General features: G+C 74.1%; 10 protein-coding genes and 5 tRNA genes. 9 read left to right on the forward strand and 6 right to left on the reverse strand.

What is annotated here, in order from left to right; translation table 11 throughout:
* Positions 1-243: 243 nt before the first annotated feature.
* From cobT to ACH5AC_RS18640, 3 genes are all read left to right on the forward strand, one after another.
* The gene (cobT, locus tag ACH5AC_RS18630; RefSeq protein WP_398862973.1) at positions 244-5,220 is read left to right on the forward strand and encodes a nicotinate-nucleotide--dimethylbenzimidazole phosphoribosyltransferase; all 4,977 of its coding nucleotides are present in this window, start codon (positions 244-246) and stop codon (positions 5,218-5,220) included.
* 181 nt (positions 5,221-5,401) lie between these two features.
* Positions 5,402-6,634: a uroporphyrinogen-III C-methyltransferase gene (gene cobA / locus ACH5AC_RS18635; protein ID WP_398862974.1), complete on the forward strand. Its 1,233-nt coding sequence runs from the start codon at positions 5,402-5,404 to the stop codon at positions 6,632-6,634.
* Positions 6,635-6,720: 86 nt separating this feature from the next.
* Positions 6,721-7,539, forward strand: a complete 819-nt coding sequence (locus ACH5AC_RS18640) for a TrmH family RNA methyltransferase (RefSeq protein WP_398862975.1) — start codon at positions 6,721-6,723, stop codon at positions 7,537-7,539.
* A 3-nt stretch (positions 7,540-7,542) separates the two neighbouring features.
* On the opposite strand, the gene ACH5AC_RS18645 is transcribed toward ACH5AC_RS18640, so the two are convergent.
* Complete coding sequence (locus ACH5AC_RS18645) at positions 7,543-8,985, reverse strand: serine/threonine-protein kinase (protein WP_398863139.1); 1,443 nt, start codon at positions 8,983-8,985, stop codon at positions 7,543-7,545.
* Positions 8,986-9,181: 196 nt separating this feature from the next.
* Here ACH5AC_RS18645 and ACH5AC_RS18650 point away from each other — a divergent pair, with 196 nt between their 5' ends.
* From ACH5AC_RS18650 to ACH5AC_RS18665, 4 genes are all read left to right on the forward strand, one after another.
* On the forward strand, positions 9,182-9,457 hold the full coding sequence (locus tag ACH5AC_RS18650) for a hypothetical protein (RefSeq protein WP_398862976.1): 276 nt from the start codon (positions 9,182-9,184) through the stop codon (positions 9,455-9,457).
* 197 nt (positions 9,458-9,654) lie between these two features.
* A complete protein-coding gene (locus ACH5AC_RS18655; RefSeq protein ID WP_398862977.1) occupies positions 9,655-9,852 on the forward strand; it encodes a hypothetical protein in 198 nt (65 codons plus the stop codon).
* Between the two features lie 782 nt (positions 9,853-10,634).
* Positions 10,635-11,588, forward strand: coding sequence for a phosphotransferase family protein (locus tag ACH5AC_RS18660; RefSeq protein WP_398862978.1), 954 nt, complete (start codon positions 10,635-10,637; stop codon positions 11,586-11,588).
* Positions 11,589-11,669: 81 nt separating this feature from the next.
* On the forward strand, positions 11,670-11,969 hold the full coding sequence (locus ACH5AC_RS18665) for a zf-TFIIB domain-containing protein (RefSeq protein ID WP_398862979.1): 300 nt from the start codon (positions 11,670-11,672) through the stop codon (positions 11,967-11,969).
* A 55-nt stretch (positions 11,970-12,024) separates the two neighbouring features.
* Here the strand turns inward: ACH5AC_RS18665 and ACH5AC_RS18670 are convergent.
* The 5 genes from ACH5AC_RS18670 to ACH5AC_RS18690 form a co-directional block, all read right to left on the reverse strand.
* Positions 12,025-12,096: transfer RNA gene (locus ACH5AC_RS18670), tRNA-Val, on the reverse strand.
* A gap of 29 nt (positions 12,097-12,125) precedes the next feature.
* A tRNA-Val gene (locus ACH5AC_RS18675) sits at positions 12,126-12,197 on the reverse strand.
* 39 nt (positions 12,198-12,236) lie between these two features.
* Positions 12,237-12,308, reverse strand: a tRNA-Val gene (locus ACH5AC_RS18680).
* 1 nt (position 12,309) lies between these two features.
* Positions 12,310-12,383: transfer RNA gene (locus tag ACH5AC_RS18685), tRNA-Cys, on the reverse strand.
* 38 nt (positions 12,384-12,421) lie between these two features.
* Positions 12,422-12,494, reverse strand: a tRNA-Gly gene (locus tag ACH5AC_RS18690).
* Between the two features lie 176 nt (positions 12,495-12,670).
* Here ACH5AC_RS18690 and ACH5AC_RS18695 point away from each other — a divergent pair.
* On the forward strand, positions 12,671-13,726 hold the full coding sequence (locus ACH5AC_RS18695) for a chorismate-binding protein (RefSeq protein ID WP_398862980.1): 1,056 nt from the start codon (positions 12,671-12,673) through the stop codon (positions 13,724-13,726).
* On the forward strand, positions 13,723-14,544 hold the full coding sequence (locus ACH5AC_RS18700) for an aminotransferase class IV (RefSeq protein WP_398862981.1): 822 nt from the start codon (positions 13,723-13,725) through the stop codon (positions 14,542-14,544). Before ACH5AC_RS18695 ends, ACH5AC_RS18700 begins: the two co-directional genes overlap by 4 nt.
* Positions 14,545-14,557: the final 13 nt, after the last annotated feature.

A 14,557-nucleotide genomic window follows, 5' to 3' on the forward strand; every position in this document is an offset into this window, starting at 1 on the left:
TGCGTGTGGTACGGCAGAAAGCGGAGGACGCGCAACGTGGCGCAGTCCACAGCGGAGCGTCGCGGATCATGCTGTCGCGATGGCAGAACGGCCGCGACAATGCCACTGAATGGCTTTGTCGTCTTTTCCGGCGGGTCGTTCGTGCCGCTGGGCACGGACGCTCGTTCTTCACTACGGGGCGGTCGGTGCGCCGTTCCGGGTGAGCTGGTCGTAGAAGCACTAACCGATGGGCGAGGGGTACGCATGACCGACACCGGCCAGGTTCCGGGCGAGGGGCTGCCGGAGAACGCAGGCACGGTGGAGCAGCCGGGCGTCCAGGCGCCCGGTGCGTACGCCTACGTCTCCGAGACCACCGCCGAGGACGAGGACCTGCTGCTCCCGGGCTCCGGCGGCGCCTGGGGCAACGAGGTGGCGCCGCCCGCGCCGGAACCGGTCGTCGAGGCCGTGCACCAACCCGCTCACGAGCCCGGCCCGCACGAGATGTCCGGCCGCGACAGCGGCTCCGTCGACCTCAGCGCCGTCCGGCTGCCCGGCCCGACGTCGGCGACGCCGCCCACGGCCCCGACGATCCCCATCCCGCCGACCACCCCCCGCCGCCCGCTGCACCTCGGCCCGCCGATCCCCAACGCCTCCGCCAGCCCGGTCCGCTCCCTCGCCGACCGCGGCCCCGCGGGCGTACCGGCCCGCCAGCCGGGCCCCCCGACCACCGGCCCCGAGTACCTCGACGTCCCCCCGACACGCGACGCCACGCCGCAGGGTGCCGCGCCTTGGGGAGCGCAGGGGGCGGTTGCTTCGGGGGCTGTGCCACCGGCAGGCGCGGCTTCCGGAGCTGGGGCTGCCGTGACCGCGGGCGCGGTGGCTCCTGGGGCCGTTGCTGCCGGGCCGGTGGCCGCAGGGGCGACGGCTGCGGAAACGGTTGGCCCGGCTGTCGGCGCGGTGCAGGAACAGCCCGAGCCGGTGGGCGCGGCCCAGGCCGTGGTGGCCCGCGTCGCGACGGAGGCGATTGCCGCGACGGCTCCGCAGGGCGCGGAGACCGCGCAGAGCCAGGACGGCGAGGGGACCGTGCCCGTTGCCGAGCAGGCCCCCGAGGGCGCGCAGGTGAGCGGTGTGCCCGTGGAGGCGAGCGGCCAGGGGCAGGGCGCCGACCCGAGCGCCGATGGCGCCGTGGCCGAAGTCGCCCAGGGCATCGACCCGAGCGCCGATGGCGCTGTGGCCGATGCGGCCGAGGGCTCCACTCCCACCGCCGATGCGGCACAGACGGACGCCATGGCGGTGCCGACGCCGGAGTCCGGGCAGGGTCCCGAGGCGGTCGCGCAGCCTCCGGCTGCGGAGACGGGCGTGCCCGAGGCCGGCACGCCCGGCGCCGTTGACGACGTACAGGTCACCGAGGGCGTTGCGGAGGACGCCGTTCACGCTGCCGGGGACGTTGCGGCAGGCGGTGAGGAGGTTGCTCAGACGGTTGCCGCCGAGGGCGCTCGGGCTGCCGCGGCCGAGGATGTGCACGCTGTTGTCGCCGGGGCTGCTCAGGCTGATGTGACTCAGGACGCTGTGGGGACTTTGGGTGAGGGTGCTCAGGCGGCTCCCGCCGAGGGCGCTCAGGCAACTGCGGCTGACGGTGCTCAGGCGGTCGTAGTCGATGGCGCGCAAGCTGTTGCGGCCGGGGCTGGTCAGGCGGCTGCGGCTGAGGGCGCTCAGGCGATTGGGGCTGACGGTGCTCAGGCGGTCGTAGTCGATGGCGCGCAAGCTGTTGCGGCCGGGGCTGGTCAGGCGGCTGCGGCTGAGGACGCTCAGGCGGATGTGGGTGAGAGCGCTCAGGCTGCCGTGGCCCAGGACGCGCAGGCCCCGCATGACGCTGTGGCCGATGCGATGCAGACGCCCGAGGCCGATGGAGCGCCCACGGCAGAGGGAATCGCGGCCGACGCTGCCGCCCAGGACCCCGAAGCCGCTGTGGCCGAGGCCGCCCAGACGCCCGAGGACGTAGCGCCCGAGGCCATGCCGGCCGACCCCGACGCCCAGGCTCCCGACATCGCCGGGGCCGCAGCGCCTGCCGCCCCTGACGCTTCCGCCGCTGCGGCCCCCGACGCGCCTGCCGCCCCTGACGCTTCCGCCGCTGCGGCCCCCGCAGCGCCTGCCGCTGCGACCGCGGACGGCGCCACGACGGCCGAGGCCGCCGTCGCTCCCGAGCTCACCGCGGCCGGCGTCGCCCCTACGGCCCATGCGACCCCCGCCGAACACTCCCAGGCCCCTGCGGCGGGCACGGCCGAGGCCGCTGCTCCCGCCGCCCCCGAGGCACCGGTAGTTGCCGAAACCGCGCAGCCGTCAGCGCCCGGCGCGCCCGTTGCCGGGGCACCCGCTCCTGCCAATGCCGCTGCTGTCTCTGCGGCCGGTGGCCCGGAGGCCGTCGCGTCCGAAGCTCCCACCGCCGCTGTCTCGGCAGCTTCGGTCACCCAGGAGGCCCCCATGGCTGCCGTTGACGCTCAAGCTGCGGCGGCCGGTGACCCGGAGGCCGCCACGCCTGCCACCGCGGCCGCCCCCACCACCGCAGAGGCGCCCGCGGCCAACGCTCCCGAGGCAGCCGTCGCCGCGGCCGCCACCCCTGCCGTCGCCCACGCCCCGGCGGTCGACGCTCCGCAGGCCGCCGACGCCCTTGCCCCTGCGGCAGTCACTCCGGCAACCCCGAAGGCCCCAGCCCCCGTCGAGGCCCCCACCCCAGCCCCGGCCGCCCCTGCCGAGGAACCCTCGGCCCCAGAGTCCACCGCTGAGGAGGCGGCCACCGCACCCCAGCCCGGCGACGCCACCGCGCCGCCCACCGCCGCTCCCGCCGACGCCCAGGACGCTCAGGCCCCCGCCGTCGCGCCGCCCGCCGACACCTCCGTAGCCCCCGAGCCCCAGCCGGACGCCACGGTGCCCCAGGCGGAGACCCCGGACCCGGCAGCCGTCCAAGAGGCGGACCCGACGTCTCACAACCCGAACACCACCACCCCGACACCGGACCCCGCGGCCGCCGCCCACCCGGAGCACACCGCCCCCACTCCGCAGCAGCCGCAGGCCCCCACCGCGGAGCCGCTCGCAGCGCAGACACCGCCCGCCGCCGCGCCCGACGCCCCGGACCCCGTGGCCCCCGAGCAGCACCCCGCCGGCCCCGTGCACCTGCCCACCGGCGGAGCCCCGCAGGGCACCGGCGTCCCCATGGAGCCCCGCCCCGACCAGCCGCTGGGGCAGTTCGTACCGGTCGAGGGCACGGTGCCCACCACCCCGCACCTCGCCCCGACCCCGCCGCACCCCCTCGCCGTCCCCCCGGACGCGCCGCAGGGGCCCGTCGCCACGGTCCCCGCACCCCGCGCGGCCGACCCGGCCTCCGCCCCGGCGACCCCGGACGCGGAGCCCGACCCCGAGATCGCACAGAGTCCGGAGGACCTGGAAACCAGGGCCGCCGACCACGACGAAGAAAGCAGGGCCGCCGTGGAAGAAGTCCGAGAGTCCACCGGCCCCGCGGCACCGCCCTACGACGACGCCGAACGCGAGGCCGTCCTCAAGGTCATGCGGGAGCGTCGGGACATCCGCAACGGCTTCCGCAGCGACCCCATCCCGCACGAGGTCCTGCTCCGGGTCCTCGAAGCGGCCCACACCGCGCCCTCCGTCGGCCACTCCCAGCCGTGGGACTTCGTCGTCATCCGCTCGGCCGACACCCGCCGCACGATGCACGAACTGGCCATGCGCCAGCGCGAGGCGTACGCCAAGTCGCTGCCCAAGGGCCGGGCCAAGCAGTTCAAGGAACTGAAGATCGAGGCCATCCTCGACACCCCGGTGAACATCGTGGTCACCGCCGACCCGACCCGCGGCGGCCGCCACACCCTGGGCCGGCACACCCAGCCCCAGATGGCCCCGTACTCCGCCGCCCTCGCCGTGGAGAACCTCTGGCTCGCCGCCCGTGCCGAGGGCCTCGGCGTCGGCTGGGTCAGCTTCTTCGACGAGCGTGAGATGGTCCGCTCCCTCGGTCTGCCCGAGCACCTGGAGGTCATCGCCTACCTGTGCGTCGGATACGTCGACGAGTTCCCGGACGAGCCCGAGCTGATGCAGGCCGGCTGGTCCAAGCGCCGCCCGCTGTCCTGGGTCGTCCACGAGGAGACGTACGGCCGCCGCGCCCTGCCGGGCGAGGAGCCGCACGACCTGCTCGCCGAGACCGTCGCCCAGATCCGCCCGCTGGACGCCAAGGCGCTCGGCGAGGCATGGGAGCGGCAGAAGCGCATGACCAAGCCGGCCGGCGCGCTCGGCATGCTGGAGATCATCTCCGCCCAGCTGTCCGGCCTGTCCCGCCAGTGCCCGCCGCCGATCCCGGAGCCCGCGGCCGTCGCGATCTTCGCCGGTGACCACGGTGTGCACGCCCAGGGCGTCACCCCCTGGCCGCAGGAGGTCACCGCCCAGATGGTGGCCAACTTCCTCGGCGGGGGAGCGGTCTGCAACGCCTTCGCCGCCCAGGTCGGCGCGGAGGTCTGCGTCGTGGACGTCGGCGTCGCCGCCGACCTCCCCGCCACCCCGGGCCTGCTGCCGCGCAAGATCCGAGCCGGTACGTCCGACATGACCACCGGCCCCGCGATGACCCGCGAGGAGGCCAAGCAGGCCATCGAGGTGGGCATCGAGACGGCCCGCGACCTGGTCGCCGCCGGCAACAAGGCCCTCCTCACGGGCGAGATGGGCATCGCCAACACGACCGCCTCGGCGGCCCTCATCTCCGTCTTCACCGGCGCCGACCCCTCCGAGGTCACCGGGCGCGGCACCGGCATCAACGACGAGACCCTCGCCCGCAAGACCGAGGTCGTCCGCCGCGCCCTCGAAGTCCACCAGCCGGACCCGGCCGACCCCATCGGAGTCCTTGCCGCGATCGGCGGTTTCGAGCACGCGGCGATGGTCGGCCTCCTGCTCGGCGGCGCCTCCCTGCGCACCCCGGTGATCCTGGACGGCGTCAGCGCCGGCGCCGCCGCCCTGGTGGCCCGCGCCATCGCCCCCGAGGTCCTGGCCGCCTGCATCGCAGGCCACCGCAGTGCCGAACCCGGCCACGTGGCCGCCCTCAACAAACTCGGCCTGCGCCCCCTGGTCGACCTCGACCTCCGTCTCGGCGAGGGCACCGGCGCCCTCCTCGCCCTCCCCCTGGTCCAGAGCACGGCCAGGGCGATGCACGAGGTGGCGACCTTCGACTCGGCGGGTGTCACGGAGAAGTAGCGGCTACTGCCCCGCAGGCAAGGGGGCCCCGGCACGACAGCGCCGGGCCCCCGCCAACGTGCCGTGGCTGTGCCCGGCCACGCTGCCCAGCCACCGGACACCCGATCCCCCAGATCCCCCCGCCCCGTAAAATCCGCACGTCAGGGCCACCGCACCACCGCCACAAGAGGAGCCGCCCCTCATGGCCGAACACCCCGCCTACCCCGTAGGTCTCCGCCTCACCGGCCGCCGGGTCGTCGTCCTCGGCGGCGGCCAGGTGGCCCAGCGCCGCCTCCCGGCTCTCATCGCATCCGGCGCCGACATCCGCCTCGTGTCCCCCGAAGCGACCCCCTCCGTGGAAGCGATGGCGGACACGGGTGAGATCACCTGGGAGAAGCGCCCGTACACCGACGGCGACCTCGCCGACGCCTGGTACGCCCTGATCGCCACCAGCGACCCCGAAGCCAACGCCGCCGCCTCCGCCGAAGCGGAGCGCCACCGCGTATGGTGCGTCCGCTCCGACGACGCCGAAGCCGCCACCGCCTGGACCCCGGCCACCGGCCACAGCGAGGGCGTCACGGTCGCGATCCTCACCACCGACACCAAGTCCCGCGACCCCCGCCACACCGCCGCCATCCGCGACGCGGTCGTCGAGGGCCTGCGCGACGGCACCCTGGTCGCCCCGCACCACCGCACCCGCACCCCCGGCGTCGCCCTGGTCGGCGGTGGCCCCGGCGACCCGGACCTGATCACGGTCCGCGGCCGACGCCTGCTCGCCGAGGCGGACGTGGTCATCGCCGACCGCCTGGGCCCGCGCGACCTGCTCGCCGAACTCCCGCCGCACGTCGAGGTCATCGACGCGGCGAAGATCCCGTACGGTCGCTACATGGCCCAGGAGGCCATCAACAACGCCCTGATCGAGCACGCCAAACAGGGCAAGTCGGTGGTCCGCCTCAAGGGCGGCGACCCGTACGTGTTCGGCCGGGGCATGGAGGAACTGCACGCCCTCGCCGAGGCCGGCATCCCCTGCACCGTCGTCCCCGGCATCTCCAGCTCGATCTCGGTACCGGGCGCGGCCGGCATCCCGGTCACCCACCGGGGCGTCGCCCACGAGTTCACGGTGGTCAGCGGCCATGTCGCGCCCGACGACGAGCGTTCCCTGGTCGACTGGCCGTCCCTCGCCAAGCTCACCGGCACCCTGGTGGTCCTCATGGGCGTCGACAAGATCGGGAAGATCGCCGAGACGCTCGTCGCGCACGGCAAGTCCCCGGACACCCCGGTCGCGCTCGTCCAGGAGGGCACCACGGCCGCCCAGCGCCGCGTCGACGCGACCCTCGCGACGGTCGCTGAGACCGTCCGCGCCGAGGACGTGAAGCCCCCGGCGGTCATCGTCATCGGCGAGGTCGTCACCGTGGGCCCCCGCAGGTCCGGCTGACCGTCGCGCGGCCTTCGCGTAACCGCCGGTAACAGAAGTCGTGCCGAGCCGTTGGCACCGTACCCAGGACAAGGCAGTATCACCCTGTGGCCGATCTCATCACCGTTGAGGACCCCGCCGACCCGCGCCTGCGCGACTACACCGGACTGACCGACGTCGAGCTGCGCCGCAGACGCGAGCCGGCCGAGGGCCTGTTCATCGCCGAGGGCGAGAAGGTCATCAGACGGGCCAAGGACGCCGGGTACGAGATGCGCTCGATGCTGCTGTCCGCGAAGTGGGTCGACGTCATGCGCGACGTCATCGACGAACTCCCGGCACCGGTCTACGCGGTCAGCCCGGAACTCGCCGAGCGTGTCACCGGCTACCACGTCCACCGTGGCGCACTCGCCTCCATGCAGCGCAAGCCCCTGCCCACCGCCGCCGAACTCCTGCGCTCGGCCCGCCGGGTCGTCGTCATGGAGTCGGTCAACGACCACACCAACATCGGCGCCATCTTCCGCTCGGCGGCCGCCCTCGGCATGGACGCGGTCCTGCTCTCCCCGGACTGTGCCGACCCCCTCTACCGGCGCAGCGTGAAGGTCTCGATGGGCGCGGTCTTCTCCGTGCCGTACGCCCGCCTGGACACCTGGCCCAAGGGCCTGGACTCGGTCCGCGAGGCCGGCTTCGGCCTGCTCGCCCTCACCCCGGACGAGAAGGCCAAGAGCCTCGACGAGGTGGCCCCGCACCGGATGGACCGCGTCGCCCTGATGCTCGGCGCCGAGGGCGACGGCCTGTCCACCCAGGCCCTGGTCGCCGCCGACGAATGGGTCCGCATCCCCATGTCCCACGGCGTCGACTCCCTCAACGTGGGCGCGGCGGCCGCGGTCGCCTTCTACGCGGTCGCGACGGGCCGTCCGCAGGCGTAGGGCTCAGCCGGAGACCAGGTCCCGCGGCGGCTCCTGCGCCGACCGCACCTGCCCCTGCCGCACGACGTCCCGTACGGCGGCGTCTCGTACGACGTCGGGGTCGCCGCCGAGAGCCCGCGCGGGCCCCTGACAGCCCTGCACGACGCCGATGCCGAGGGCGACCAGCAGCGTCACCACGACGAAGACGAACAGCCGCTGCCGCAGCAGCCGAGGATTGGCGGGCCGGCGCCCGGTCCCGGTCGGCCGGGGCGCCGAACGCCCGGTGCCGCTGCGGGGCGCGGGCCGGCCGCCGGTGCCGGGACGGGTGTTGCGGGCGGCGGGCGTGTTCCTGCCGGCGGGCGTGTTGCGGGCGGCCGGGGTGGGGCGAGGCCCGTTCCCACGGGACGACGGGCCACCGCCGCGCGGGCCACCGCCGCCGCGCGAGGGGACCCCGTTCCTTGCGGACGCCCCCGACCCGCGCGAGGACGGCGACGACGACACCCCGCCCCGGGGCGCCGACGTCCCCGGCCCGCCACCCGGCTGCCGCTGCCCGCGGTCCGGGTACGTGTCGGACAGCCGCCCGGTGGGCCGCTCCGCCTCACCGCCGCGCGGCACGGGCGGCCGGGGATCGGCGAGCCCCTGGGCCTCACGTGCGGCGATCTCCTTCAGCCGCAGCGACAGATCCAGCGTGCTGGGCCGTTCCTCGGGATCCTTCGCCAGACAGGCGCGTACGAGCGGAGCGAGCGCGTCCGGTACGCCGTGCAGTTGGGGCTCCTCGTGCACCACCCGGTACAGCATCACCTCGGAACTGCCGTGCCCGAACGGCGAGTCGGCCATCGAGGCGTACGCGAGGGTGGCGCCCAGCGAGAACACGTCGGTGGCCGGGGTGACCGCGGCCCCGCGCACCTGCTCCGGGGCGAGGAAACCGGGGGAGCCGACGGCGGTCCCGACATGCGTGAGCGTGGAGGCGCCCGTCGCCCACGCGATACCGAAGTCGATGATCCGCGGCCCCTTGGGGGACAGCAGGATGTTGGAGGGCTTGAGGTCCCGGTGCACCACACCGGCCTCGTGCACGGCGACGAGCCCCTCGGACAGCGCGGCCCCGATCGAGGCGGCCTCGGCCGCGCCGAGGGGACCCTCGTCGATGACCTTGTCGTGCAGAGACGGCCCGGGCACGTACTGGGTCGCGAACCACGGCCGGTCGGCCTCCAGGTCCGCCGCCACCAGCCGCGCGGTGCAGCCGCCGCGGATCCTGCGCGCGGCCGAGACCTCCCGCGCGAAACGCGACCGGAACTCCTGGTCCTCCGCCAGGTCGGGCCGGATCACCTTCAGGGCGACGCGCTGCCCCTTCTTGTCGGAGCCCAGGTAGACAACGCCCATCCCGCCCGCGCCGAGCCGTCGGTGAAGCCTGAACGAGCCGACGACGCGCGGGTCCTCGCGCCTCAGGCGCATCATCGCCATGTTCATCCCCGCTGCCCGGTCCGTGTGACGTGGCACAGCTTACGTTTCCACGGCCACTCGCGCGCAGAGGCCGCGCCCTCTCGTCCCGATCGATTGTCAGTGCCGGGTGGGAGACTTGAGGGGTGGTCAGGGAGCCGGGAAGCAGGCGCCCCTTGGCTTCGCAGTGACCTCAACCATCCGTCACGGAAGGGGGATTGAACGCGTGAAGGGTGACCGCGTGGAGATAGTCGTGGACGCCGGGGACACGACACGGACCTATGAGGTGGTGGCCAGCAGAGCGGGCCGCCGGGTGGAGACGGCGGTGCGCAGGGGGGTGGTCGAAGTGAGCGAAGTCACGCGCAGCGGGACCGTCGTCCGCACGGCGCGCTTCATGGCGAACAGGGTGCTCGCCCTGGTCGAGCAGCCGGTGCCGCGGGAGGACGGCACGGAGAAAACGGGCAGGACCGGGCACCCCCTCCGGGAAGACCCCGAGACCTAGGACCTCGTCTCCAACCAGGGGAGTACACCGCAGGTCACGGCTCATCCTGCGGGAGGCCCGGCAATCGGTACGAGGGCATGACGCCCGCCGGTTCCCGGGAGCCTAGATTTGAGGTCAAGCGGCGGGTGCAGCACTCGTCCCCCGAGGTCAGACACCCGCCGCTGCCAAGGACAACCACAACGGTCAGGAGAGGGACCATGGCCCAGACGGCACCGCGGACAGCGCTCCGCACGGAGGGACGCGAAGCGCACCACTCCCGCCGCCAGGGCCGCCGCCACCCGCTGGTGGCGACACTGATGGCCCTTCCCCTGGCGGCCCTGCTCCTGCTCGTCTTCGACGGCTGGGAGACAGTGGCCACACAGGCGTCGTCCGTGGGCGAGATGCTGGGGCGCTGAGCGGCGACCCCAGGCCCGGAAGAGCGGTCCGGGCGGGGACATCCACCCATGAAACCCCGTGGGGACGGGGGTGCGGCGGACGGCAAAAATGCCGGCGCAGCTGGGGAGCTGCGCCGGCATTGCTCTGCCCCCACACCGCTTCCGCAGCCGCCGGAACAGCGGACATCCGCCCGCGGCAGGGCCCTTGCTCGTTCCGCCCGCCTGACAGGCACCGACACTCGCCGCACCCACGCGCAACCGCCTCCCCAGCCCAGTCCCACCCAGCACCGGCCTCCTTCAGCCACCGCGGCTGCGGGCGGTGGTGCCGCTGGGGGTTGTCTCACCCTGCGGTGGCCTCGTTGACCGCCGTAGCTGCGGGTGACGGCTTCTGCAGTCCGGTCCGCCCGGTGCCGGTCTCCTTGAGTCGCCGTAGCTGCCGGCGGTGCTGCTGGGCTCGTCCCACCCTGCGGTGGCCTCGTTGACCGCCGTAGCTGCGGGCGGTGGTGCTGCTGGGCTCGTCCCACCCTGCGGTGGCCTCGTTGACTGCCGTAGCTGCGGGCGGTGGTGCTGCTGGGCTCGTCCCACCCTGCGGTGGCCTCGTTGACCGCCGTAGCTGCGGGCAGTCGTGCCGCTGGGGCGGCACGGGTGGGCGCAGCGGCACCCCGTCGCGCCGGGCTGCGCACCCACCCCCGGCCAGCGGCAGCCGACCCGCACCTCAAGGCCCCGGCCAGCCGCAGCCGACCCGCGCACGTCCTCCCTCCACGTACCCTCGCCAACAACCCCACCGCACCTCAGGGAGCCCCATGCCGCCCACCCCCTTGCTCCCAGCCCTCACCACCCGCGCCCGCACCGCCGCCCACCCCCTCCCGACCCCCACCCCCTGCGTCTGCGGCACCGCCACCCTCGCCGACCGCCCCGACGCCACCGTCGTCCGCCACGCGAACACCGTCGCGAAGGCCCACGCCCCGGACACCGACCCGTCCCTCCTCACCGCCCGCCTGACCACCACGACCCACCTCCCCGGCATCCTCCTGCCCCCGCTCACCCCCACCCCGGCCCCCCTGCACGGCCGCCTCGTGACGTTCTGGCCGTACGGCACCCCGGTCGACCCGGACGACCCGGACGCGGCCCCCTGGGAAGCCGCCGCCACCCTCCTCGCCCGCCTGCACCGAACCCCCGCTCCGCCCACCGCCCCGCTCCCCCCGATGCGCGGCCCCGCCAAGGCGGCCCAGGCCGTCGCCCTGCTGCGCACCAGCGCCCCCGACCACCCGGCGACCGCCCCGATCGTCGCCGCCTGGACCACCCTCCCCGCCTGGGCCCGCGCCGAGTCCCCCATGCCCGACACCACCACCCTCTGCCACGGCGACCTCCACCTCGGTCAGCTCGTCCGCCACCCCGCCCCCGACGGCCCGTGGCACCTGATCGACGTGGACGACCTCGGCACCGGCGTCCCCGCCTGGGACCTCGCCCGCCCGGCCGCCTGGTACGCCTGCGGCCTCCTCCCACCGGAGGACTGGGCCCGTTTCCTCACCGCGTACCGCGCCGCGGCCGGTCCCGCCGTACCCCCGCAGGACGGCGACCCCTGGCCCGCCCTCGACGTCCCGGCCCGCGCCCTCACCGTCCAGAGCGCCGCCCGCGCCGTCACCAAGGCCATCACCGCCGGGCGCCCCCTGGACGAGGTCGAGCAGTGCCTGGTCGACGCCTGCTCACGCATGGGTTCCGTTCCCCCGCAGTTGACGGCACCCTCCACGACGTAGGCTGCAACCAGCCGCAGCCGGGCAGAGTCTGTCCTGGCGACATGTGAAGCAGGACCGACCGGCGAGGAGTTGAGCCGAAGAATGCAGTGTCCGAAGTGCCACGCCCCGATGCACACGTACAACCGCAACGGTGTCCAGATCGAGCAGTGCAGCAACTGCCGGGGGATCTTCCTCGACTACGGCGAGCTGGAGGCGCTGACCCGCCTGGAGTCCCAGTGGTCCCAGTCAGCCCCGCCGCCCCCCGCCCCGCAGGCGTACCCGGCGTCCCCGCCCGTCCCGCCGCCCGGCCCGGCCTGGGGCGCCCCGCACGGCGGTCACCACGGCGGTCACTACGGCCACCACCGCAAGAAGGGCTTCGGCCGCATGCTGTTTTCCAGCTGAGCCGCACAACAAGAAGCCCCCGGCCGTACGAGACGGCCGGGGGCTTCCTGGCGTGTGGACGATACTGGGATTGAACCAGTGACCTCTTCCGTGTCAGGGAAGCGCTCTCCCGCTGAGCTAATCGTCCGCAGGCTGTGACCCGTGAGTCACAGACAGTGCGCGATACTGGGATTGAACCAGTGACCTCTTCCGTGTCAGGGAAGCGCTCTCCCGCTGAGCTAATCGCGCGGGTGGGATCTCCGAGAGACCCAGGATCCGAAGATCCAGTGGACGATACTGGGATTGAACCAGTGACCTCTTCCGTGTCAGGGAAGCGCTCTCCCGCTGAGCTAATCGTCCTTGGAGGTGGAGACGGGATTTGAACCCGTGTAGACGGCTTTGCAGGCCGTTGCCTCGCCTCTCGGCCACTCCACCAGGAGTGTAGGGGATCGGGGCGACCCCTTCTTCCTTCGAGCGGACGACGAGGCTCGAACTCGCGACCTCAACCTTGGCAAGGTTGCGCTCTACCAACTGAGCTACGTCCGCTTGTCGTTTCGGTCCGCTCCCGCGTCCCGGCGACGTGTTGAACTCTAGCGGATTCCTGGGCCAGCACAAAAACGCGTTTGCGCAGCGTGCTGCGCCGCGCCCCCTCGCCGACCTGGTCAGGCCCCCTACGGGACACGCCGGGGCCACCCCCTGGACACCGCCCTAGACTCGACAGCGTGCTCCACCTCCCTCCTCTCGCCCGCTTCGGCGACCGCGTCGCCACCGGCCTCCTCGACGTCACGAGCGACCCCGCGGCCCTGGACTCCACCGGTTTCTGGGCGGTCGCCGCGGACTACGAGGGCCGGCTGACCTGCGCCCGCTTCGCGGATGTCCGCAGGGAGCCCGTGCCGGCGCCCGCGCCGGGCACCTGGCGGGGGCCGCAGGCGGGTGACTGGACGTCATCGCTCGACCGCGCCGCGTACACCGCGGGCGTGCGCCGCATCCGTGAGCACATAGCGACCGGCGAGGTCTACCAGGCCAACCTCTGCCGCGTCCTGTCCGCGCCCGTGGACCCCGGCGCCGACGTGGACGCCCTGACCGCGCTGCTGGCCCGCGGCAACCCGGCGCCGTACGCAGGAACGATCCGGCTGCCGGACCACGGCGTCGAGATCGCCACCGCGTCCCCCGAACTCTTCCTGCGCCGCGACGGCCGGGTCGTCGAGTCCGGCCCCATCAAGGGCACCGGACGCACCGAGGCGGACCTCCTGGAGAAGGACTACGCCGAGAACGTGATGATCGTGGACCTGGTCCGCAACGACATCGGCCGCGTCTGCGCCACCGGCAGCGTCACCGTCCCCGACCTGTGCGCCGTGGAGAAGCACCCCGGGCTGGTCCACCTGGTGTCGACGGTCCGCGGCGAGCTGAGCGACGGCGCCGGATGGCCCCAGCTGCTAGGCGCAGCCTTCCCGCCCGGCTCGGTCACCGGCGCGCCCAAGTCCAGCGCCCTGCGGATCATCGACGCGCTGGAGACCGCGCCCCGCGGCCCGTACTGCGGCGGCATCGGCTGGGTCGACGCCGACCGGGGAACCGGCGAGCTGGCCGTCGGCATCCGCACCTTCTGGATCGACCGCACCGCCGACGGCGCGGCCGTACTGCGCTTCGGCACCGGCGCCGGCATCACCTGGGGGTCCGACCCCGAGGGGGAGTGGCGGGAGACCGAACTCAAGGCGTCCCGGCTGCTCGCGGTAGCGTCGGGGGCACATGACGTGAGCGGAGAGGACCTGGAGAAGTGAAGATCTGGCTCGACGGCGGGTTGCGGGACCTCGAGTCCGCCCGTGTCTCCGTCTTCGACCACGGGCTGACCGTGGGCGACGGCATCTTCGAGACGGTCAAGGCAGTGGACGGCAGGCCCTTCGCGCTCAGCCGCCACCTCGACCGGCTCACCCGCTCCGCGCGCGGCCTCGGCCTGCCCGACCCGGACCTCGACGAGGTCCGCCGCGGCTGCGCCGCCGTCCTGGAGGCCAACCCGATGCCGCTGGGCCGCCTGCGCATCACCTACACCGGCGGACACGGCCCGCTCGGCTCGGACCGCGGCGAACACGGCCCCACCCTCGTCGTCGCCCTCGGCGAGACCACCCGCCGCCCCGACTCCACGGTCGTGGTCACCGTCCCCTGGACCCGCAACGAGCGCGGCGCGCTGACCGGCCTGAAGACCACGTCGTACGCCGAGAACGTGGTCGCCCTCGCCCGCGCCCACCAACAGGGCGCCTCCGAGGCCCTGTTCGGCAACACGGTCGGACAGCTCTGCGAGGGCACCGGGTCGAACGTCTTCGTCGTGCTCGACGGCGAGATCCACACCCCGCCGCTCGCCTCCGGCTGCCTCGCGGGCATCACCCGCGCGCTGACGGTCGAGTGGACGGGAGCCAAGGAGACCGACCTGCCGCTGGACGTCCTGGGGCGGGCGGAGGAGATCTTCCTCACCTCGACCCTGCGCGACATCCAGGCCGTCCACCGCGCCGACGACCGTGAACTCCCCACCACCCCGGGCCCGGTGACCGCCAAGGCCATGCGCATCTTCGAGGAGCGCTCCGCGGACGACCTGGACCCCTGACCGGCGGGAAGAT

The sequence above is a fragment of the Streptomyces sp. NPDC018693 genome, from assembly GCF_044391385.1.
In the GTDB taxonomy this organism is placed as follows: domain Bacteria; phylum Actinomycetota; class Actinomycetes; order Streptomycetales; family Streptomycetaceae; genus Streptomyces.